This window comes from Arthrobacter sp. CC3 (genome assembly GCF_039907775.1).
GTDB lineage: Bacteria > Actinomycetota > Actinomycetes > Actinomycetales > Micrococcaceae > Arthrobacter.
This window is the reverse complement of the sequence record NZ_JARCCY010000016.1, coordinates 87496-107332: the sequence shown is the minus strand read 5'-3', so window position 1 is coordinate 107332 and position 19837 is coordinate 87496. Positions and strand designations below refer to the sequence as shown.

Annotated in this window: 12 protein-coding genes; 6 read left to right on the top strand and 6 right to left on the bottom strand. The window is 62.4% G+C overall.

The genetic code is table 11. From position 1 onward, the window contains the following. Positions 1-89: 89 nt before the first annotated feature. The 5 genes from PV761_RS11865 to PV761_RS11845 all read right to left on the bottom strand — a co-directional run bounded on the left by PV761_RS11865 (position 90) and on the right by PV761_RS11845 (position 6055). On the bottom strand, positions 90-1529 hold the full coding sequence (locus PV761_RS11865; protein ID WP_347896932.1) for an NAD(P)/FAD-dependent oxidoreductase: 1440 nt from the start codon (positions 1527-1529) through the stop codon (positions 90-92). Then, positions 1522-2991 (bottom strand): glycosyltransferase 87 family protein, encoded by a 1470-nt coding sequence (locus PV761_RS11860; protein ID WP_347896930.1) that lies wholly within the window; start codon positions 2989-2991, stop codon positions 1522-1524. The genes PV761_RS11865 and PV761_RS11860 overlap by 8 nt, the downstream gene beginning before the upstream one ends. 183 nt (positions 2992-3174) lie before the next feature. Continuing rightward, on the bottom strand, positions 3175-3318 hold the full coding sequence (locus PV761_RS11855; protein WP_347896928.1) for a hypothetical protein: 144 nt from the start codon (positions 3316-3318) through the stop codon (positions 3175-3177). Between the two features lie 661 nt (positions 3319-3979). Further along, positions 3980-4561: a histidine phosphatase family protein gene (locus tag PV761_RS11850; protein WP_028271868.1), complete on the bottom strand. Its 582-nt coding sequence runs from the start codon at positions 4559-4561 to the stop codon at positions 3980-3982. A 3-nt stretch (positions 4562-4564) separates the two neighbouring features. Then, positions 4565-6055: a CCA tRNA nucleotidyltransferase gene (locus PV761_RS11845; protein WP_347896926.1), complete on the bottom strand. Its 1491-nt coding sequence runs from the start codon at positions 6053-6055 to the stop codon at positions 4565-4567. A 208-nt stretch (positions 6056-6263) separates the two neighbouring features. Here PV761_RS11845 and PV761_RS11840 point away from each other — a divergent pair, with 208 nt between their 5' ends. The 6 genes from PV761_RS11840 to PV761_RS11815 all read left to right on the top strand — a co-directional run bounded on the left by PV761_RS11840 (position 6264) and on the right by PV761_RS11815 (position 16814). Continuing rightward, positions 6264-6764 (top strand): NUDIX hydrolase, encoded by a 501-nt coding sequence (locus PV761_RS11840; protein ID WP_028271870.1) that lies wholly within the window; start codon positions 6264-6266, stop codon positions 6762-6764. Positions 6765-6770: 6 nt separating this feature from the next. Further along, the gene (murJ, locus tag PV761_RS11835; RefSeq protein WP_347896924.1) at positions 6771-8816 is read left to right on the top strand and encodes a murein biosynthesis integral membrane protein MurJ; all 2046 of its coding nucleotides are present in this window, start codon (positions 6771-6773) and stop codon (positions 8814-8816) included. A gap of 167 nt (positions 8817-8983) precedes the next feature. Then, positions 8984-10582 carry an ABC transporter substrate-binding protein gene (locus PV761_RS11830; RefSeq protein ID WP_347896922.1) on the top strand — a complete coding sequence of 533 codons (1599 nt, stop codon included), beginning with the start codon at positions 8984-8986 and terminating at the stop codon, positions 10580-10582. Positions 10583-10798: 216 nt separating this feature from the next. After that, positions 10799-11755 carry a thioredoxin-disulfide reductase gene (trxB, locus tag PV761_RS11825; protein ID WP_028271873.1) on the top strand — a complete coding sequence of 319 codons (957 nt, stop codon included), beginning with the start codon at positions 10799-10801 and terminating at the stop codon, positions 11753-11755. A 36-nt stretch (positions 11756-11791) separates the two neighbouring features. Continuing rightward, positions 11792-12118 carry a thioredoxin gene (gene trxA, locus PV761_RS11820; protein WP_011693983.1) on the top strand — a complete coding sequence of 109 codons (327 nt, stop codon included), beginning with the start codon at positions 11792-11794 and terminating at the stop codon, positions 12116-12118. A gap of 4348 nt (positions 12119-16466) precedes the next feature. Then, positions 16467-16814, top strand: a complete 348-nt coding sequence (locus PV761_RS11815; RefSeq protein ID WP_347896920.1) for a hypothetical protein — start codon at positions 16467-16469, stop codon at positions 16812-16814. Between the two features lie 1782 nt (positions 16815-18596). Here PV761_RS11815 and PV761_RS11810 read toward each other — a convergent pair. Next, the gene (locus PV761_RS11810) at positions 18597-19796 is read right to left on the bottom strand and encodes a ParB/RepB/Spo0J family partition protein (protein WP_347896918.1); all 1200 of its coding nucleotides are present in this window, start codon (positions 19794-19796) and stop codon (positions 18597-18599) included. Between the last annotated feature and the right edge of the window lie 41 nt (positions 19797-19837).

Genomic DNA, 19837 nt, shown 5'->3' with positions numbered 1-19837 from the left:
CATACCCACGAAACGAAATTAACAGGTCAGGCCAGCGATTAAAAGACCCCTTCACCGAAACCTAACAAAGTACTACTAGAGCCTTGGGGCTAAAGACCGAGCCGGGGAAGCGGCAGACCGAATATGTCTTTGAGGGCATATTTAGCGGCGTGGAAGCCCGGCATGCCGGTAACGCCGGGGCCAGGCGGGGTGGAGGAGGAACACAAGTACACACCCGGCAGGGGAGTTCGCCACGGGACGGGACTGACCACGGGCCGCTGTACCAGTCCGCGGAGATCCATCAGCCCCGCCGCGAAGTCGCCGCCCACGTAGTTCTGGTTGTAGTCCGCCAGTCCGGCCGCCGTCGTCACCTGCACCTGCACCACAAGGTCCCGGAAACCAGGGGCAAAACGTTCCAGCTGCGCCGTCACCGCCTCCGCCATATCCACGGTTGACCCGGCAGGGACATGGCAGTACGTCCACAGGATGTGCCGTCCTTGCGGGGCGCGGGAATCGTCAAACCGCGAAGGCTGGGAGACCAGGACGTAGGGACGATCCGGGTGCTTTCCGGCGGCCACCTGGTTTTCGGCTTCGGCCATCTCGGCGCGCGTGCCGCCCACATGGACCGTGCCGGCATCGGCCAATTCTGCCGCCTGCCACGGAACCGGTCCGGCGAGGATGAAATCGACCTTGCAGGCGGCGTTGCCGAACCGATAGGAGGCCAGGGAACGGCGGTACCCGGCGGGCAGGCTGTCCCCGGCCAGCCTGAGCAGTGCCGGGGGAGCGATATCCAGCAGTGTCGCCCTGACGGCCGGCAGTTCAGCCAGGGAATCGATCCGCCGGCCGGTTTCCACCGTCCCGCCATGCGCTTCAATGTCCCGGACCATGGCACTGGCGATGGAAGCGGACCCGCCCACCGGAATGGGCCAGCCTTGCGCATGCGCCAGCGTCCCCAGCATGAGCCCCGCACCGGCGGGCGCCAGCGACGGCAGGGCGCCCACGGAGTGCGCGGCAACACCCGTCAGGAGGGCCGGTGCCAGATCGTCCCTGAATCTGGCGTTCCACGCCGCTGAGCCCTGCTCAAGGGTCCGCAGCCCGAACAAAACGGCGGCAACGGGGTCGTGCGGAATCCGCAGGAGCTGGTTCAGGGTGAAGTCGGCAACGCCGGCGGCCCGGGCGACGAGGGGTGCCATCAGGCGGCGGTACGCGGGGCCGTCCCGTCCTAGCCCCGCAGCAGTGCGGTCCAGGGAGCGGTACGCCAGCGCGGCCCTGCCCCCGTCCAGGGGCGACGCGAAGGAAAGCTCCGGCGTGATGAGGTCGATGCGCCGCGCCAGCTCGAAGTCTTGAAAGAACGGGGAGGCAAGCGCCATGGGCTGGACTGCCGAGCAGATGTCGTGCAGGTGGCCGGGCTGCATCAGTTCGGAGGTCCGAAGGCCGCCGCCTGGAGTGGCAGCCTCCTCAAACACCTGCACCTTGAGGCCGGCGCGGGCCATGGTCACCGCTGCCGCCAGGCCGTTGGGACCGGAGCCGACGACGGCGACGTCAGGCATCGCTGGCCGCCCGCCGCCAGGGGAGCACCGATGCGGCCGGGTTCGCCGGATCCAATCGCAACCAGTCGGGTGCGCCGTCGAACGGCCCTCCTTGGGGATCGTCCAATGAGTGGCGCCGGATGATGTCGTAGCCGGGGTCCCAGATATCCCAGGCGACCCGGACCATCAGGTACGCGGTGGCAATCATGTGCAGGCCCACCGCCAGCACGTAGTAGGGCATGTCGATGTTGTGCTGCGTCGGGCCGCCGCTTGTCACCTGCGCCAGGTACATCCAGACCGCCGCCCAGTGCAGGCCTTCGATGCCCTGCCAGATCAGGAAATCGCGCCAGCGCGGACGGGCCAGGGCCAGGAGGGGGATCAGCCAGATGACGAACTGGGGTGAGTACACCTTGTTGGTCAGGATGAACGCCGCAACGATCAGAAAAGCCAGCTGGGCGAGCCTGGGTCGTCGGGGTGAGGTCAGCGCCAGCAAGGCAATGAGCACGCAGCTGATGAGGAACAGGTTGAGGGCGAGGGTGTTGATCGCTTCGGGCCCGAGGGGCGTCCATTGCAGCCGCCCGGCCACCAGGTTGTAGGCGAACCAGGGGGAGCTGTAGCCGGCCGGGCGGTCCTCGGTGAACTGGTAGAAGTACTTCCAGCCGGAGGGGTTCATTGCGGCGATGGGAAGGTTGATGGCGAGCCACGCGGCGGCGGCCGCGGCGGCGGTGACCAGCAGGGGCCGGATCTTTCCGGTCCGCAGCGCCAGCAGCAGGATCGCTCCGAAGACCAGGACCGGATACAGCTTGGTGGCCGTGCCCAGGCCGATCAGCACGCCGGCCAGCACCAGCCGGTCACGGGCGAAGAAGTACATCCCGACGGCCAGCAGGCACACGGCCCACATGTCCCAGTTGATCACCCCGGCAAGGATGATGCCGGGGGCCACTGCCACCATGGCGGCGTCCCACGGCCGGCGCCGGCTCATGCGCGCGGTTGCCAGGACCGTGACGATCCAGACGGCGGCGATGAGAGTGGCATTGACGTCGAAGTAGCCGAGAATGCGCGCATCGGTGGCGCCCTGCCCCGGGACCAGCATGGCAGTCAGGCCGGCAATGATTCCCATCAGGACGGGATATTCGAAGAAGCTGCCTTCACTGAAGAAGGGAAAGGTGCCGTCGCCCAGTCCGCGGTTGCGGAAGAGTTCCGGGAAATCCGAATAACAGGTGGAGTAGAACTGGCCTGGCGACTCCCAGCCGTTCGCGCGGCAGTAGTTCTTGACCATGATGCTTGCCAGGGCGGCCAGAACCGTAAGGATGATCAGGACGCGTTCAACGGTGAATATACCCGGCGAGACGACTCCGGGTTCAGCCCGGCGCCCCATGGGCCCGCCGATCAGCTCGGTGAAGTTCCTGAGCAGGAGGTCACTTCGGCTCGGGATAACCAGGCGGGACCGTTTCCGGTGCGCCGGCGGCATTGTCTCCTGCATTCCTCGAGCTTACCGTCGCAGTTGCGCACCAGCCGTCCCGGCTTGGCTGTGTACCGGCAACAAAAAGCCCGCGCGTCGCCGCGTGGGCTTTTTGTGCATGAATCTTGCTCGCCGCCATTGGTTCTCCTGGATTTTTCCGTTACCGGCTGCAGCTCGGTACTGAAGGGAACGACGATCGTTTGCTCAGCGAAGGACGCCGCCCATCTGGTGCAGGACGACGTACACGTCTTCACGGTTCTGGTCGAGGAGCTGGCCGTTGAACAGCGTCTTCTCCTTCAACGCCGGCTGCCAGCCAAAGCGCAGAACGCTCCGGAGCCATTTCATCATGGGTACCTCCTTCCGGGGTGTTGTCAGGCGTCGTCGGCCACGGTCGACTTGTTGCATGGTGCTGGCGGTGCTGCTCACGTGTGGTCCTTTGATGAGTGGTTGTGCCCGGAATTGGGCATGACAAATAAAGCCAATTAATTAACGGAATTAATGGCACTAAATTAGGCATGGAAATGCCCGGTGAATTAGCTCCGGCATAAAGACCGAAGCAGATGATGGATTTCGCTACGCGAAGAGTGGCCCCAGAGGCAGCTACGCCGCAGACCCCAACAAGAAGCGGGGTTCTGAACTATGGGGTGTTGCGTAACCGCATGGGGCCCGCCTACGGATGACTGCCGGGAGCTTCCTGAATCGGGAAGCCGTTACCAGGATTCGGCCGGGAGGCCGGAATCGCTAGGTTAGGAGGCGGTCACTCCGTGAAAAGGGCGCGTGGCAGCAACTGAGGCCGGGGTGGCGGTGATGGTCATCTTCCATCCGCTAGTCAAAGTAATCATTTTTCCCAACCTCCTTTTCCGTTCTGCCGCTGTTCGGTTGACTAACCGGACAGCACGCGCCGATGACCCTGGCAAAACGCACTGGAGTCAGGAATAAAATTACACCAGCAATGGAGCATTTGACTAGTGAATTTAAGCAATTCCCGGAAATATTTGATAAATCGTCTTTATAGTCCCCAGCGGACCACGGCCGGGGTCCTCTTGTCCCATCCCAGCGTGCAGACTTTCGCCGTCCCCAGGATGAAATGCCGGCCCTCGTGCGGGTCCAGTCCCAACCAGCGTGCGGTCAGGATCCTGGAGAAGTGTCCGTGGGCCACAATCAGTACGTTGTCCAGTCCGGATTCGAGCACGCGGGCCACGATCTTGTCCGCCCGGGCAGCCACTTCCTCAAGGGCCTCGCCGTTGGGCACGCCGTGGGTCCAGATCAGGTATTCCGGGTTGTCCTTGCGGATCAGGTCGGAACTGATGCCTTCGTAGTCGCCGTAATTCCATTCCACTGCAAGGGGTTCCTGTTCAGCGTCGGGGAATCCCGCAAGTTCCGCCGTCCGGCGTGCCCGCCGCAGGGGGGAGGTCAGCACCAGGTCGAAGTCAACGCCGTCGAGAATCTTCCGCGCCTCCACGGACTGCTGCTCGCCCTCCACCGTCAGCGGCAGATCGGTGAGTCCGGTGTACTGGCCGCTCTTGGACCATTCAGTCTCACCGTGGCGCAGGATCCAAAGCTGGGGGCGTGCGGTGCTGTTAGCTGAAATCACTTATGACTCCTCAGTAGTGGAAAGTTCGACGCCGGCGGCCGGCTGCTGTTCTGCGGCCTCGGGCTGGCCTGCCCACCACTCCCGCAGCCTGGCCTCTGCCACTGCGGGATCGAGCGGGCCGTGCTCCATGCGCTCGTCAAGCAGGAATTTGTAGGCCTTGCCCACCACCGGCCCGGGCTTCAGCCCGAGCAGGGCCATGATCTGGCCGCCGTCAAGGTCAGGCCGCACAGCTTCCAGCGATTCCTGCTCGCGCAGCGCCGCAATGCGCGCCTCGAGGTCGTCATAGGCGAAGGAAAGCCTGTCGGCCTTGCGCTGGTTGCGTGTGGTCACATCAGACCGCGTCAGCCGGTGCAGGCGCTCCAGGAGGGGTCCGGCGTCCGTCACGTAGCGGCGGACCGCGGAGTCGCTCCACCCGGCCTCGCCGTAGCCGTAGAAGCGCATGTGCAGCTCGACCAGCCTCGCCACGGCCTTGATGGTGTCGTTGTCGAAGCGGAGGGCCTTCATCCGCTTCTTGGTCAGTTTGGAACCCACCATGTCGTGGTGGCGGAAGCTCACGGCACCGCCCGGTTCGAAACGGCGCGTCGCCGGCTTGCCGACGTCGTGCATGAGGGCAGCAAACCGCAGCACAAAATCGGGGCCGGGGACGGCGCCGTCGGAATCCGTTTCCAGGGATGCGGCCTGCTCCAGCACTTGCAAGGAATGCTGGTAAACGTCCTTGTGGCGGTGGTGTTCGTCGGCTTCGAGCCGCAGCGCGGAAACTTCCGGCAGGACGAATTCGGCCAGGCCGGTGTCCACCAGGAGGTCGATGCCCACGCGGGGGTGGGATCCGCAGATGAGCTTCACCAGTTCCTCGCGGATACGTTCCGCGGAAATGATGGTGATCCGTTCCGCCATCTGGGTCATGGCCTCCTTCACGTCCGCACGGACGGCCACACCTAGCTGCGAGGCGAAGCGAGCCGCCCGCATCATGCGCAGCGGGTCATCGGAAAAGGATGCCTCCGGCGAACTTGGCGTGGCCAGCAAGGAGGCATGGAGGTCGCGGACGCCGCCGAACGGATCAACCAGCTCCATCGAGGGCAGCCGCAGCGCCATCGCGTTAATGGTGAAGTCCCGGCGCAGGAGGTCATCCGTGAGGGATGAACCGAACGCGACGACCGGCTTGCGCGACTCCGGGTCGTAGGCCTCGGCACGGTAGGTGGTGATTTCGATCTGGAAGCCGGACTTCCGCATTCCGATGGTGCCGAATGCCCGTCCGATCTCCCAGAAGTTGTCCGCCCATTTCTTGATCAGCGCCAGGGTCTGGTCCGGCGTGGCGTCCGTGGTGAAGTCCAGGTCAGGGGAGAGCCTGCCCAGGAAGAGGTCACGAACGGGACCGCCCACCAGCGACAATTCGTGGCCGGCGTCGACGAAGCGCTGTCCGAGCTCCAGGACCACCGGGTCCACCTGGAAATCGACGGTGTGCGGGTCGGACTTTTGATGTGCGTGCGCCATAGTTACTTAAGCTTGTCAGAAAACCACGCCAACAAGCACCAATCGGGGCCGCCTAACCGCGCCGTTACACCGTTGCTTCGGGAATCTACGTCACACGCAGTCCACTTTCTTGTCATGTTCCGGTCATCAGGAACGGGCAAGAGTCGTTAGAGTGGACTTCATGGCCCATCCCGTACCGAGTGCTCCTGGCAGGAGGACAAACCCACCGTTGCCGTCGGCAATCGGTGCCCATGTCGCGCCCGCCCAGCACCCGGGACCGGCCTCGCTGCCCACCGTTGAGGAAATCTCCGCCGGCGGCGTTGTTGTTGATACGTCCGACGGCGAACTGAGGGTTGCGATCATCGCCCGCCTTAACCGGGGGGGTCGCCTCGAGTGGTGCCTGCCGAAGGGCCATCCGGAGGGCAAGGAAAAGAACGAGGAAGCGGCCGTCCGCGAGATCGCCGAGGAAACCGGCATCAGCGGAAACATCCTGGCCCCGCTGGGCAGTATCGACTACTGGTTTACCGTCAGCGGGCACCGCGTCCACAAGACCGTCCACCACTACCTGCTCCGGGCCACGGGCGGCGAGCTGACTATCGAAAACGATCCCGACCAGGAAGCCGTGGATGTCGCCTGGGTGCCCATCCAGGAGCTCGCCCGCAAGCTGTCTTTTCCGAATGAGCGCCGCATCGCGGACCTCGCCAGGGAAGTCCTGCCGGAACACCTCTGAGGTTCTGTGACTGATTCCAAGACTGTCCAGCCAAGCGAAGCCCGCTCCAGTGCCGTCATGGCGGCCGGAACCCTCGTCTCCCGGTTCCTGGGCTTCGGCAAGACCTGGATGCTGGGTGCAGCCCTTGGCCTCGGCTCCACGGTCAATGACACCTTCATCAATGCCAACAACCTGCCCAACCTGATCTTCCTCCTCGTGGCCGGTGGTGTGTTCAACGCCGTCCTGGTTCCCCAGATCATCAAGGCCAGCAAGGCCCCGGACAGGGGAGCGGACTACATCAGCCGCCTGCTCACCCTGGCTGTCCTGGTGCTTCTCAGCCTGACGCTGCTGGTGACCCTCCTGGCTCCATGGGTCATAGAGCTGACCACGCAGGGGTATTCGGCCGAACAAAAATCACTCGCGGTGTCCTTCGCGTTCTGGTGCCTGCCGCAGATCTTCTTTTACGGCCTCTATGCCCTGCTCACGCAGGTGCTGAATGCCAACGGGGCGTTCGGACCGGCCATGTGGGCGCCCATCCTGAACAACATCGTGGCCATCGCCGGCCTGGGCATGTTCATCTGGATCCTCGGGGCCAACGTCACCAATCCGCACACCCTGGACAACTGGGGATCCACCCAGACGTTCCTGGTGGCCGGGTTCTCCACCATAGGCGTGGTGGCCCAGACCGCCATCCTGCTGGTTCCTGTATTCCGCCTCCGGCTGGGACTCCGTCCAAAGTTTGGCTGGCGCGGCGTGGGCCTGGGGCAGGCCGCAAAACTGAGCGTCTGGACGCTCCTTACTGCCGCCGTCGGCCAGCTCGCCTTCCTGTACGTGATGCGCATCGCCACCATTCCGGGTACCGAACGCCTGCGCCTTGAGCGTGCCGGGGATCCGGCGGCCGGTTTCCTGCCGGGAAACGCCGTGCTGGAAGTGGCCAGCCAGCTGTACCTGCTGCCGCACTCGATCATCGCACTCTCACTGGCCACCGTTCTGTTCAACAGGATGACGCGGGCCTCCCAGGACGGCGACAGGGGGGCCCTGCGGGACGCCCTGTCCCACGGCTTGCGGACCATGGCGGTGGCCACGGTTTTCGGTGCACTGGCTCTCTTCGCGCTGGCCGGCCCGCTGGGCATGTTCTTCTCCGGCGGCAAGGTGCAGGACGGCGTGATGCTCGCGCAGACCCTGACCATCCTGGCCCTCAGCACGCCGTTCATGAGCGCCAACTTCATGATGTCCAGGGTCTTCTACGCCAACGAGGACGCCCGCACTCCCTTCTACATCCAGCTGGTCCTGGCGATCGTCAACGTGGTGGCGGCCTTCGCCATCCAGTTCCTGCCGTACGACCAGATCATTTTTGCCATCGCCATCCTGTACACGGGCGGCAACATCTTGTCCGTGATTGTGAGTGCGCACTTCCTCCGCCGCCTGCTGGGGCACCTTGACGGCCCCCGCATCGCCAATTCGTACATCCGGATGGGCTACGCGGCTTTGGGGTCCGCCGTGGCCGGCGCCGGTGCGCTGTGGCTGATGGGCAGCTACAGTGCCGACGGTTTTGCCTGGAGCGGCCGGATCCAGGCCTTGGTGACCATCGTCGTCGTCGGGCCCGTGATGCTGGTGGCGTACCTGTTCCTGCTGAAACTTTTCCATGTCACCGAGCTTCGCGACCTGCTGCAGCCGCTTCTGGGCAGGCTGGGGCGGGGATCCGCCCCATCCGCACCGACGGGCGCTGCGGCGGATACGTCGCGCGACACCGCAGGACACCGGGAACGCACGACGCCGGAGCGCGCCACCGTTTCGGTTGACACCGGCCTGATCCCCCGCATTTCCGGAGAGTTCGATGCGGCATCGTTCCGTGCGGGACCGCAGGTTGAGGAACCGGCACCGCACCATGACGAGCACCAAACCGCTTCCGCAGGCGAGTACCTCCCTTCCGAGGATGTACCCACCACCGCGCGGGGGAGCTTCATGCGCGAGGAAATACCGCTGCCCGGACGCCGCACCTTCCAGGGACCGGCCGGGCGCAACCCGCACTTCAGTGCACGGTCGGAAGGCCGGCGGAAGAAAAAGAGGTGAACTGGCGCGGTTTCACCGTGCCTGTCTCACACGGCCGTAACGCACCATCGGCTAGGATCAGAAGCTAACTAGGGTAGTAGTAACAGACCAGAAATTAACCGGCTAACCGGCGTATCCGCTTTGGCATGATTGAGGCGGGGATTCCCCGGGCAGTCTAGGAGGAACCCGTGTCCCACCCGATCGATGTTGGATCAGTGCTCGGCGGCCGCTACAAGGTCACCGCCACCGTATTGACCTCACACGACCATGATCTGGTGCTGGATGGTGTTGACCAGGTCCTCAACCGGCCGGTGAGCATCCTGGTTGCGGGTCCGGACAACGCGGAGCAGGTGGCCCAGAGCGCCCGCGAGGTGGCCACCGGGGAACGGCCCGGAAACGTGCAGATCCTCGACCTTGGCGTCAGCGAGTCCACCACCTACCTGATCACCAACCACACTTCAGCCGCCGATCTCCTGGACCTCGTGGTTGCCTCCAACCCGCCGTACGTGGAGCCTTTCTTCACGGACACGCTGGGCAGCGAAATCTTCGGTACCGCCCGGTCCCACGAGCCGGAAACCTATGACGGCCTGTACGACGAGGAAGAAGTCGACGCAGGCTACATCAACTACGGCAACAACCAGCCGGCCGGCCAGGACCGCAAACCTTCGTCCCCGCCGGTGGTCCCTCCCGTGGTGCCGCCCCGCACCGCGCCCGTTCGTCCGTCGTCGGCTCCCTCCGTCGGTTCCCCCGGATCCGACTCGGGCCAGGCACGCGGTCAGGGAGCCGGCGCAGCAGCCGCCGGCGCCGCTGCTGGCGCTGCGGGGCTCGCCTCCGGTGGCGCAGCCGCAAGCAAAGCGTCCCGGGAACCCACCACTGCACCTCAGGCGACCACTCCGCAGCAGGCCGTACCTGCCGCACGGAACACGGAATCGCTCAATGCCCCGGCACCTGCAGCCGAATCACCCAAAGTCTCCCTGTGGGCGAACAACGACTATGACTACCCGGAAGAAGAGGCACCCTCCACCGGGCCGGCCAGGACTGCCCGTGAACGGATGGCAGCCACCTTCCCCGCGTTCGCCGGCGGCGGCCGGGGCGACGAAACAGACGATTATTACGACGACGACGAGCCCCCGGAGCGCGAGCCGAGGTCAATGCGGTGGCTCGTGGGCGGGCTGCTTGCTGCCGTGCTGGTGGTAGGCCTCATCTTTGCCGTCTCCAACCTGGGGAGTCTGTTCAAGACCGAACCGCAGAGCAACCCCGCCCCCGGAACGTCAAGCAGCGCGTCCCAGCCACAGTCCAGCGGCGAGCCGACAGCAAGCCAGTCCACCGCGCCGGCGGCAGGTCCGCCCGCCGTCGAGGGCGTCTCCCGTCTTGGCGACTTCGACTTTGCCGCCACCTACGATGGCGACCTTTCGAAGACGTTCGACGGCAATGCGGCAAGCTACTGGTCGGACATGGAGTTTGCCACTGACAACTGGGGCGGACTTGCTCCCGATGTTTCCCTGGTGGTGAAACTGAAGAGCCCCTCCAAGGTTTCGTCCATCACCCTCAGCCAGCTTGGCGGTTCCGGCGGCAATATCAGCGTGCTGACAAATGACCGTCCGTCCCTGGAAGGTGCCAAGCAGGTCGGGACCAACAGCTTTACCTCTCCGGATCTGACCATGCCGCTCCCGGAACCGGTCACAGCGCAGTACGTGATCGTGTCCATCAAGAACCTGCCCAAGCTGGCTGCACCGAAAACCCGCTTCGGCTACGGTCTCCGCCTCGGCGAGATCAAGGTTCAGTAGCGGCCCGACACCCAGCCGGCACGGGACAGCCCCGGGCAGCAACACGTTCCGGGCCCGGTAACACGGCTTCTTCCGGAACGACTAGGCGGTACCCTGAGTGGTGGCGCCTTGTTGGCCTACCTCCATGCCCGGAATATTCAGGATCAACAATGGGTTGTGCCATGTGGCCGGCCAGCAAAAGCAGGCGCATCGACTAAGGAAGAGGTTCACCGTTCAGTGAGCACCGCAGAAAACACCGCGTCCCAAGTACGTGATGTCATCATCGTCGGCTCCGGCCCTGCAGGCTACACGGCTGCAGTCTATACGGCACGTGCCAACCTTAAGCCGCTGCTCCTTGCCGGTTCCGTCACGGCCGGCGGGGAATTGATGAACACCACCGACGTGGAAAACTACCCCGGTTTCCCTGAAGGCATCATGGGTCCTGACCTCATGGAGAACTTCGAGAAGCAGGCAGCCCGGTTCGGCACGGAGATCCAGTTCGAGGACGTCACCGCTTTGGACCTCGACGGCGATATCAAAACCGTCACCATCGCGACGGGGGAGACCTTCCAGGCCCGCGCCATCATCCTGTCCACCGGATCGGCTTACCGTGAGCTCGGCCTTCCGAACGAAAAGCGACTTTCAGGGCACGGCGTTAGCTGGTGTGCAACCTGTGATGGTTTCTTTTTCAAGGACCAGGACATCGCCGTCATCGGCGGCGGCGACTCGGCCATGGAGGAAGCACTGTTCCTCACCAAGTTCGCCAAGTCAGTCACCGTGGTACACCGCCGGGACACGCTCAAGGCTTCAAAGATCATGGGCGACCGCGCACAGGCCCACGAGAAGATTAACTTCGTGTGGAACACCGCTGTCGAAGATGTCCTCGGCGGCGACAAGGTCACCGGCCTGAAGCTGAAGAACCTCGTGGACGGCAGCGAATCCGAACTTGCTGTCACCGGCGTCTTCGTGGCCATCGGAAACGATCCCCGCACCGAACTCATCAAGGACACGCTGGAGATCACCCCGGCCGGCACCATTGCGGTTGAGGGACGCAGTTCCAAGACGAGCGTCAAGGGTGTGTTCGCTGCCGGCGACGTCGTGGACCCCACCTACCGCCAGGCCATCACCGCCTCCGGCTCGGGCTGTGTCGCAGCCATCGACGTCGAGCACTACCTCGCAGACTTCCACGCCTAACAGCGCACTATTGATCCGAAGGGAAACAACAAAACAATGAGCAACGCGAAAGACGTAACCGACGCAAGCTTCAGCACGGATGTACTCTCGGCCGACAAGCCGGTCATAGTGGACTTCTGGGCAGAATGGTGCGGTCCCTGCCGCAAGCTTGGCCCCATCCTGGACGAAATCTCCGTTGAGTACAGCGAGAAGGTCAATGTCGTCAAGGTGAACGTGGATGACAACCCGGCAATCGCAGCCGAGTATGGCATCACCTCCATTCCCGCCGTCTACCTGTTCCAGGGTGGCGAGGTGAAGAACACCGTTATCGGCGCCAAGCCGAAGCAGTTCTTTGAGAAGGAATTTGCTGACGTCCTCTCGTAGTACGTTGCCCGTCTAAGCGGCATCATGCGTAACCCGCAGTCCGGGATACCAGCAGCGGTGGCCATCACCTGAACAGGTGATGGCCACCGCTTTTTGTTTCCCTGGTTTGAGGATTCTCGCTGGGGGCTGGCGTGGGTGGGCGGCTTCGCGGTTGCGGGGGCGGGGTCGGGCTGCTTCGCGGGCGGCGGGCGGGGTCGGGCTGCTTCGCGGGCGGCGGGTAGGCTTCGCGGGCGCGGGGGCGTCGCAGGCAGGGGCGGCGTCGAGCTGCCCGACCGGTAGATCGTGGTCGGGGGGTGGCTGCGAACTGCCAAGCCGGCAGGCTAACGAGGGCGTCGGCGCGAAGGTCGGCGTCAGCTGCCGGACCGGCAGATCGTGCGCGGTTATGGCCGTCGTCGCAGGTGACGGCGGCTGCGAGCTGCGCGACGGCACGCACGCGGGCAGCGGAGCCTCTCCGCGAGCCGCGACGGGGTGGTTCCCGACCTACTGCCGTCCAGCAAAAACCTGCGACGCGCGATGGAAACTGCCATAGTAACTTTGGCCGGTTGTTTCGGATAGATGAATTTTTCAGAGCTGGATCTCGATGCGAATTCCCTTGCTTGGCGTTTGGGAGGGTCTCCCCTGGGGGATTGCTGCCTGCTCAGATGTAGCAGTGTTCCCGGTCAACTGGTGGAGGGGATCTTGGGTAGCTGATCGGGTCAGGCTCTGATCTGATCTTGCAGCCGACACCCACCGGCTGATGGACCCGTTTCCAAATCTGAGATTGTTTCACGTGAAACGCTGCGCCTCCTGTTCAGGATGCCACATCACTTGGGGAAGTCCAGATGGTGCTGGAGATGTAGTCCCGCCCTGACAGCGGGTGTTTGGAGCTGCCAGGACCTCGGGGAGCGCGACTGCAGATCGCAGTTAACTGAGGCGGGCTCCCGCGTACCGCGGAAAATTGTTTCACGTGAAACGCTCCGCAATGCTTTACGAAAACTTGGCGAGACCCACCCGCTGATTGCGGCGACATCGCGCGATCCCGCGAACGAGATCGTCGGGTCAACCTTCTTTCAACCCGGTGACAGCACTGCCAAACTCAGACTCTTTTCTTCCTGCGGGAACAAACTCATCCTGAGGTCGTGGGCCACCAGCGTACCGGTCAACGATTCCGGTCCGGTTCACATTGAGTGCCGACCGCTTTCGTTCCTGGCTGCCTATGCGCGGTATCCCCGCGCTATCTTCGCCGCGATGCCCAACACCATGACATTAAGCGCGGCTCGGCGCGTACCAAAAGAATCGCCTCCGCCGACCCAAGGAACGCCGGAGACAGACTCGCTCTACGCCCTCACGCAGGTGCGGGATTTCAATGCGCCATCGACCAGGTCGGAGAATACAACCGGCAGCGGCCGATCGGCCTCCCAAAGGCTCCTCAAACTCGGCAAGTCAGTGCATAGGAAGCTTCATTCTGGCTATTAGCGAGACCGCAAGGGCGGGAACAACTTTCCCTCCGACATCCTCCAACTGGTCGAATTTCACACGAATCGGATGCCTCACTCCTGCTCCAGAGCGGGCAACAAAGGGCTCGATTTGCAGGGGGAGTCATCGACATCTGAAAGTAGACGCAACATGATCGCCCGCGGGTCGCGCTTGTTCACAGTCTAGAACTGGCCCGTCACGCGAATTCAGCTAGCAACCCTTGGCGAGCCGTGTCTCGAGTCACGCGTCCCAGGCCCGGAGTATTCGAAACGAAGCCTCGTATGCCGGCACCAAATTGACCCCGACTGGACTCTCTCCGGGGGAGTACCTGAGCAATCTCTCCGGGGGCGTACCTGAACTAATGATTCCCAGACGGGTGAGGTAATCACCACTAGCCCCATTACGATGCGCCCGTCGGGATCATTGCTGTTTCACGTGAAACATCCAAGGGTGAGAGACTTCGACCTCGAACTTCCACCATTGTGATCCCCGCCCTCCTGCAAGCCGTGGACCATTCGCACGAGTCCAATTGAGTAAGCGCTGAATGTTGGCAGTCGTCTTTGCCGGATTTCAACGGTCCGATCACGTACGCCTGGACCATTCAGCGTACTCATGTCATGACTACCCACTGCCACAATTGGCGTCATTTGGAAGGACACCCAGCGTCTGAGACGACAAGGGCGAGCACTGCCGAACACACAGAGCGTTTGGAGTGCAGCAATTCCGTTAGGGAGGACGCCCCCTGCTCGCTTGTCCCGCATTGATGCACAGCTGTCGAGCTTCGCCAATCGTCCCGGCTTGCTCTGCCTACGGGGGTCCGGACAGGAACCAGGCGTACCCGCACCCTGGGGCTTCGGCGTAGTAGCGCGCCAGGAAGTGTGGTGAGGACCGCACCAGGAAGTGAACTTAAGACAACTAACGGAAACCCCTGCTGCTCCGCCCCGCCTTCCTGATTGCTCCTGTTTCACGTGAAACATGACCTCTCCTTGTGGTCCTTAGTAACCAATCCAGTTTTCAATTCCCGTGTCCATCGATTCGAGCATGGACTCCCGCGCTGTTGGCAACTTCGCTACACCGACGCTAGAGAACTGATGACTATCTGAGGTGGGTCGCTCCGCCGTCGGCCCCCGTCCGCCCAAATCCGTTATCCCCACCTATGTGAGCCCCAGCTGCCAGCGCGAAGCACAGTGTCCGAAGAGAGCCGGGCGATGGGCCTGTCAACTCAATACCCTGAAGTAGGTATCTGTCGCCCGGTGAATCATATTTCGTGACTCCGAAGGTGGACGCCACGGCGCCTCTCGGAATACCCACCTGCGCACTGGAGAAGCGGTGTGCCGTCGGAGGTAGACCCGAAGGACGTCGTGCCGCCCGGACCCCACCACGCCCTTGACGCAGCGGGCCTCCGCCAGAAGAGTGAGTCTTCCCTCAACTAACCTCCAGCGACCCAATCCCGCAAGACCAACAGCGACCATAACTACCCACCCCCATGACGGATAACCCCCCAACCGTCGACCGCTGCGGGTAATAGCGCACCACGCTGACTTGAAGGCCTGGGCGGAGCAGGGGACAGCCAGCACCGTAGCCCCGGAGGGCGCCATGGTCAGGACCTCGAAACTAGCTCATCCACCATAGGGGCAAGGCACATCCCCGAAGAAACTCCCGGCCCGGCCTCTCCTGACTGTCGGCGACCCTGCGGGCTCCACTGCCATCCATCCCGGCCAGGCGCCCCCTAAGTGGACCCAGGACAGCAAGCCGACCGAGGATGAAGTGCCCCGGGAGCAAAGGAACCGATTCCCGCAGCACGGCAGGAGAACACTGACCTGCCACTTGTGGGGCTTCCTCCTGATTGCCAAGTATTCTTCTGCGACGCCATCCAGCCTGTCGCACCGGCACCTCGAACCGCACCATCAGAGGCTTGGACCATCAGAAGCCTGGACTACCGAAGAGCCGGCTGACTGTCCTTGTGGCTTCCATTGCCATCACCATCTCCGGAGCGGGGTTCGAGGCCACATCTCGGACTTGATATAGCTACGTGTTGATACCGCCGGCGCTGTCTTGGCCCTTTAGGACTGCCTGCGCTTCCCTCGCTTGCACGGGTGGTCATGACGGTACGGCCGCCTCTCTTGCTGATTCGACCTACCTGGCACCTCTCGATCGTCCCGAAAGTGCCTACGACGAACGGTGAATTACGGAGTGGTGGCTGCCTCTGACCTTCCTAACGCGCGCGATGAAGACAAGTAGTGGCGAGGTTTCTCCCTCCGACTGTGGAGGCGAAGTAGTCGCAGAGCAACTGCTCGTCGAGTTTTTCCCCAAGTCCAATCCAATTGTCCACATATGATATCCACAGGTTTATCCACAGCGCTTTCCACAAGGGGGCAACTGTGATTTTCGCCATGATTTCTGCTAGACGGGATCCAGTGCCCCACGTGACAGGAGTCACTCAAAAAGTCCCAAGTGGCGTGAGGTTCAGGGTGGTAGAAATTGCCACCAAAAAACGAAAAAAGTGCCAAGAATCAGCGAATTTGAGGCTTTTAGTAGCGAAATCGCCGCCCAATCCGCCACTTGTCATGTTTCACGTGAAACACGGGTATCCGTGGGCAGCGCTACGCCATGCGAGCTTTGAATGAACGACCCTGAAGCATCCCCACGATCGGAGGGGACCGATCCATTGTCCACAAAGTTATCCACAATGATATCCACCGGGTTATGCACCGGTCACCCCGCCATCGACGACCCTGTCAACGCGGCAGACAAGGCACCGATCGATTCATGCGGGCACCTAACAGCGGCCCCGTACGACGGCTCTCCACGTTGAACGCAGCCGTCGCTGGAGCTTTGAACTCGGCTTGTTACTGCGTGCAGATGAACAGGGGAGGGCCAGAAAGGTGCGACCGTGGAAGGAACTGATCTTCCGGTCGGCGCAAAGTCATTCACCCCGTGCGACATAGCCAGGCGAACCGAGGAGGTCATCCTGGCACGGATGCTGCATCCAGCCATCGGCCCCATCTTTACGCGTGCCTCGAGCGTTCACTCAGGTGGAGCCGATCTCACTGTGCAGCTGCAGCACCATCCCACAATCGCGGTCCGTCATGGCGGCCATGCCTGTTCTCAGCACTTCCGCGGGGAGGAGCCGGGCGTCGAATCAGTCTCCATCGTCGACCGCGCGGCAACCATGGTGCACGTAGTGGCACCGACGTCCTCATCTCTCGTTGCGCCTGCCGTCGGAATACAACTGGCCTGATCTGACCTGACTAATCAGATTTTCGGACACTCCGGAACCTATCTGCGAACGTCCAGTTTCCAATGCACCATCCCAGTCTCCATGGACCGTAGCTCTTCCGCCGCAGGTTGACGAAGTCACAATGCCTCAGCGAGAGTTTCCGAGCTTCCCCCGGGCAGGCCTCTGGCAACTCTTGTTGACCGGTTCCCCACAGGACACCACCCGGCAGTAGTGCCCGGTATTCGGGGTGGGTTCACGGACGCAGCGCAGAAGCACCTTCCGGCAGTCGGGAATGACAAATGGCGATGGTGACCTGGATTCACCGCCCACATCCACGTTTCACGTGAAACATCAGCGGCTTTCCCAGCAGGCGCAATGCGAATTGCTTAGCTCTAAACGCTGGCGCTTCGGGGGAGTGCCCGATGACCTCATCCCACTCCGAGCTATGCCAGGATCGGCTACCCCTTGGGCCATTCCCAGGCTGCTTCCTTGCTTGGTAGAGGGGCTGGTCCGGATCGACCAACCCTCCATCGAAGAAGTTCTGGTTCTGAAGTCAGCCACGAAATTGAGCGAAATAGCCGACAGCCCGCCTGTCCTCACCACGGACCGGAATTCCCTCAGTCTGGTTTACTCTTGCGCGCCAACAGTGAAGACTAAGCTACTCCCAGTTCCTGCACGCTCTCCACAGTCCAAGCGAAGCACGCACCCACTGAACATCCGACGGAGGTATACGTAGAGGAAGGCACAGTCAGCGGAAGTCACGCTGCCAAGGGCGTCCTGTTTGCTGCCTCATCATGCGGCGATCAGGTCCTGGCCCTTCCCGAGAATACCGGTACAACTGAGCAAATGTGCGCCTCGGTTCCACGTGAAACAGCACGGCCATCCCTTCACGCAACAGTTCGAACCAATCTGCGCCACTCCCTAGAATCTCGCAGAGGGAGACGAATCCGTTGCGCCGACTCGGCGAGAGGGGCTCTGCAGAAGCCCCAAAGACCCTCCATGTTGGCCAGAGAAAGACAAACTGTCATGCGCCGACGATGTGCTCCCGATGTAGGAATCTGTCCTAAACGGCGTCAACAACCGGACCCTTCTGGCTTCACCGCCCCTTTCTACCTCCACAAGTACAACGCCGGCGACACCCCCACCAGAATGCATGGCGATATCAAGTCGATATGGCGTGGTTGCCGCAACCCAGCGAACCATCTCCGAATGAATCGACAGCCCGAAATCACACGATTAGCTGGTAGCGGCACCTTCAATCCCCGAAGACAATCCGATCAGATCCCGACCTTGCCACATCTCGGTTTCGCGCAGGGGGCACCAGGGCAGGCGGCACCAGCCCAGGCGGCACCACGACAAGCCGAGGTGGGCAGTCAGAGCCATTCACGCCACATTCGGGTCGTCGGGCGCTCTATGGGCCGGTCTGGCTCGCAAACTACGGTCCTGCCGGAGGTCTTCAGCGTTGAAGCCTAAGCGCCGTAGAACGGCACTCCGGGCCGTTTGGGCCGTGCCAAGGACGCGCGGGCGACCCTTAGGACACATAAGTCCACATATTGGAGCACAGCAACGATCTCGAAAGCGGCGGGCTCCGCGATGGATAGCCTGCGGTTGGCGACAGACCACGGGCTGGCGCCCCTAAGTCATAGGCTGACCGCCCCATATGGGGTCCCCTGAAACCTAAACTCGATGCGAACCAGGCATTACCTATTGCTACTTTCGGAGCTGCCTCGCTAACAAGGGGCAGAAGACTAACAAAAAGAGGGCCTGTTTCACGTGAAACAGGCCCTCTCCGTTTGCTTAGATCTAGTTCTCAGATCCAGGAGAAAGAACTTCCATGATTCGGTTCAAGTCTTCCACGCTGGCAAATTCGATACTCACGCGGCCTTTTCGGGCACCAAGGGAGATCTTTACATTCGTATCCAGTCGATCCGACAAGGACGATGCAAGGTAGTCAAGGCGTTCATGACGAGCGCCTGGACGGGGGACATTGTTCTTGGAGGTGGTTGCCGGACTCTGATATAGAGTGACAGCTTCCTCGGTTGCCCGAACGGACATTCCCTCCGCGACAATCTTCTGTGCCAGGCGTTCCATGGCCGCTGCATCGGGAAGGGCAAGCAATGCCCGTGCGTGACCTGCGGACAGCACACTCGCGGCGACCCTTCGCTGGACCAGCGGCGGCAGCTTCAGGAGGCGCAAGGTGTTCGAAACCTGCGGGCGGGAACGGCCAATTCGATCCGCGAGCTGCTCATGAGTCGTACCGAAGTCCTCCAACAGCTGCTGGTAGGCGGCCGCTTCTTCAAGGGGATTCAGCTGGCTGCGGTGCAGGTTTTCGAGGAGTGCATCTCGAAGCAGGTCATCATCGGTGGTATCCCTGACAATTGCAGGGATGGTTTCCAGCCCTGCGGCCTGTACTGCACGCCACCGACGCTCACCCATGACGAGTTCAAACGGTTCGCCACCCTTTTCGGTTGACGTCCGGACCACAATTGGCTGAAGAACGCCGATTTCGCGGACGGAGTGAACCAGCTCCGCCATGTCGTCCTCATCGAAGACGGAGCGGGGCTGTTTGCGGTTCGGGTGAATGTCGCCGACCGGAATTTCCGCGAACCTGACGCCCGGGACTTCTACCAGTTCAGGTCCGGCATCGGTGACAATTGCAGCCGCTGATGGAGCCGCCTCATCCTCGTCGGGTTTCTCCGCATCGGCCGGCTTGGCTGCGGCAGGCTTGGCCGCGGACTTCCGGGCAGGAGCCTTGGATTCAGCCGGAACCTTCGACTCAGACGGCGATGCGCTGCCGACAGACTTTTTGGGTGCTGGGGAAACCGCCGCTGGCGTTTCCTCTTCCACGGGAACGGCAGCGGCCGTGGACGTCTTGCGTGCCTCGGGAAAGAACAAGTCCACTGGTCGTGAAGGCGCTGTGCCGTTGCCGGAAGCGTTAGCCGGAGCGGAACTTGGAATGAGTGCGCCAAGACCACGACCGAGGCCGCGTCGCTTATCGCTCATGGATAAATCCCTCCAATGGAAGAGCCCGGCAGACCCGGCTC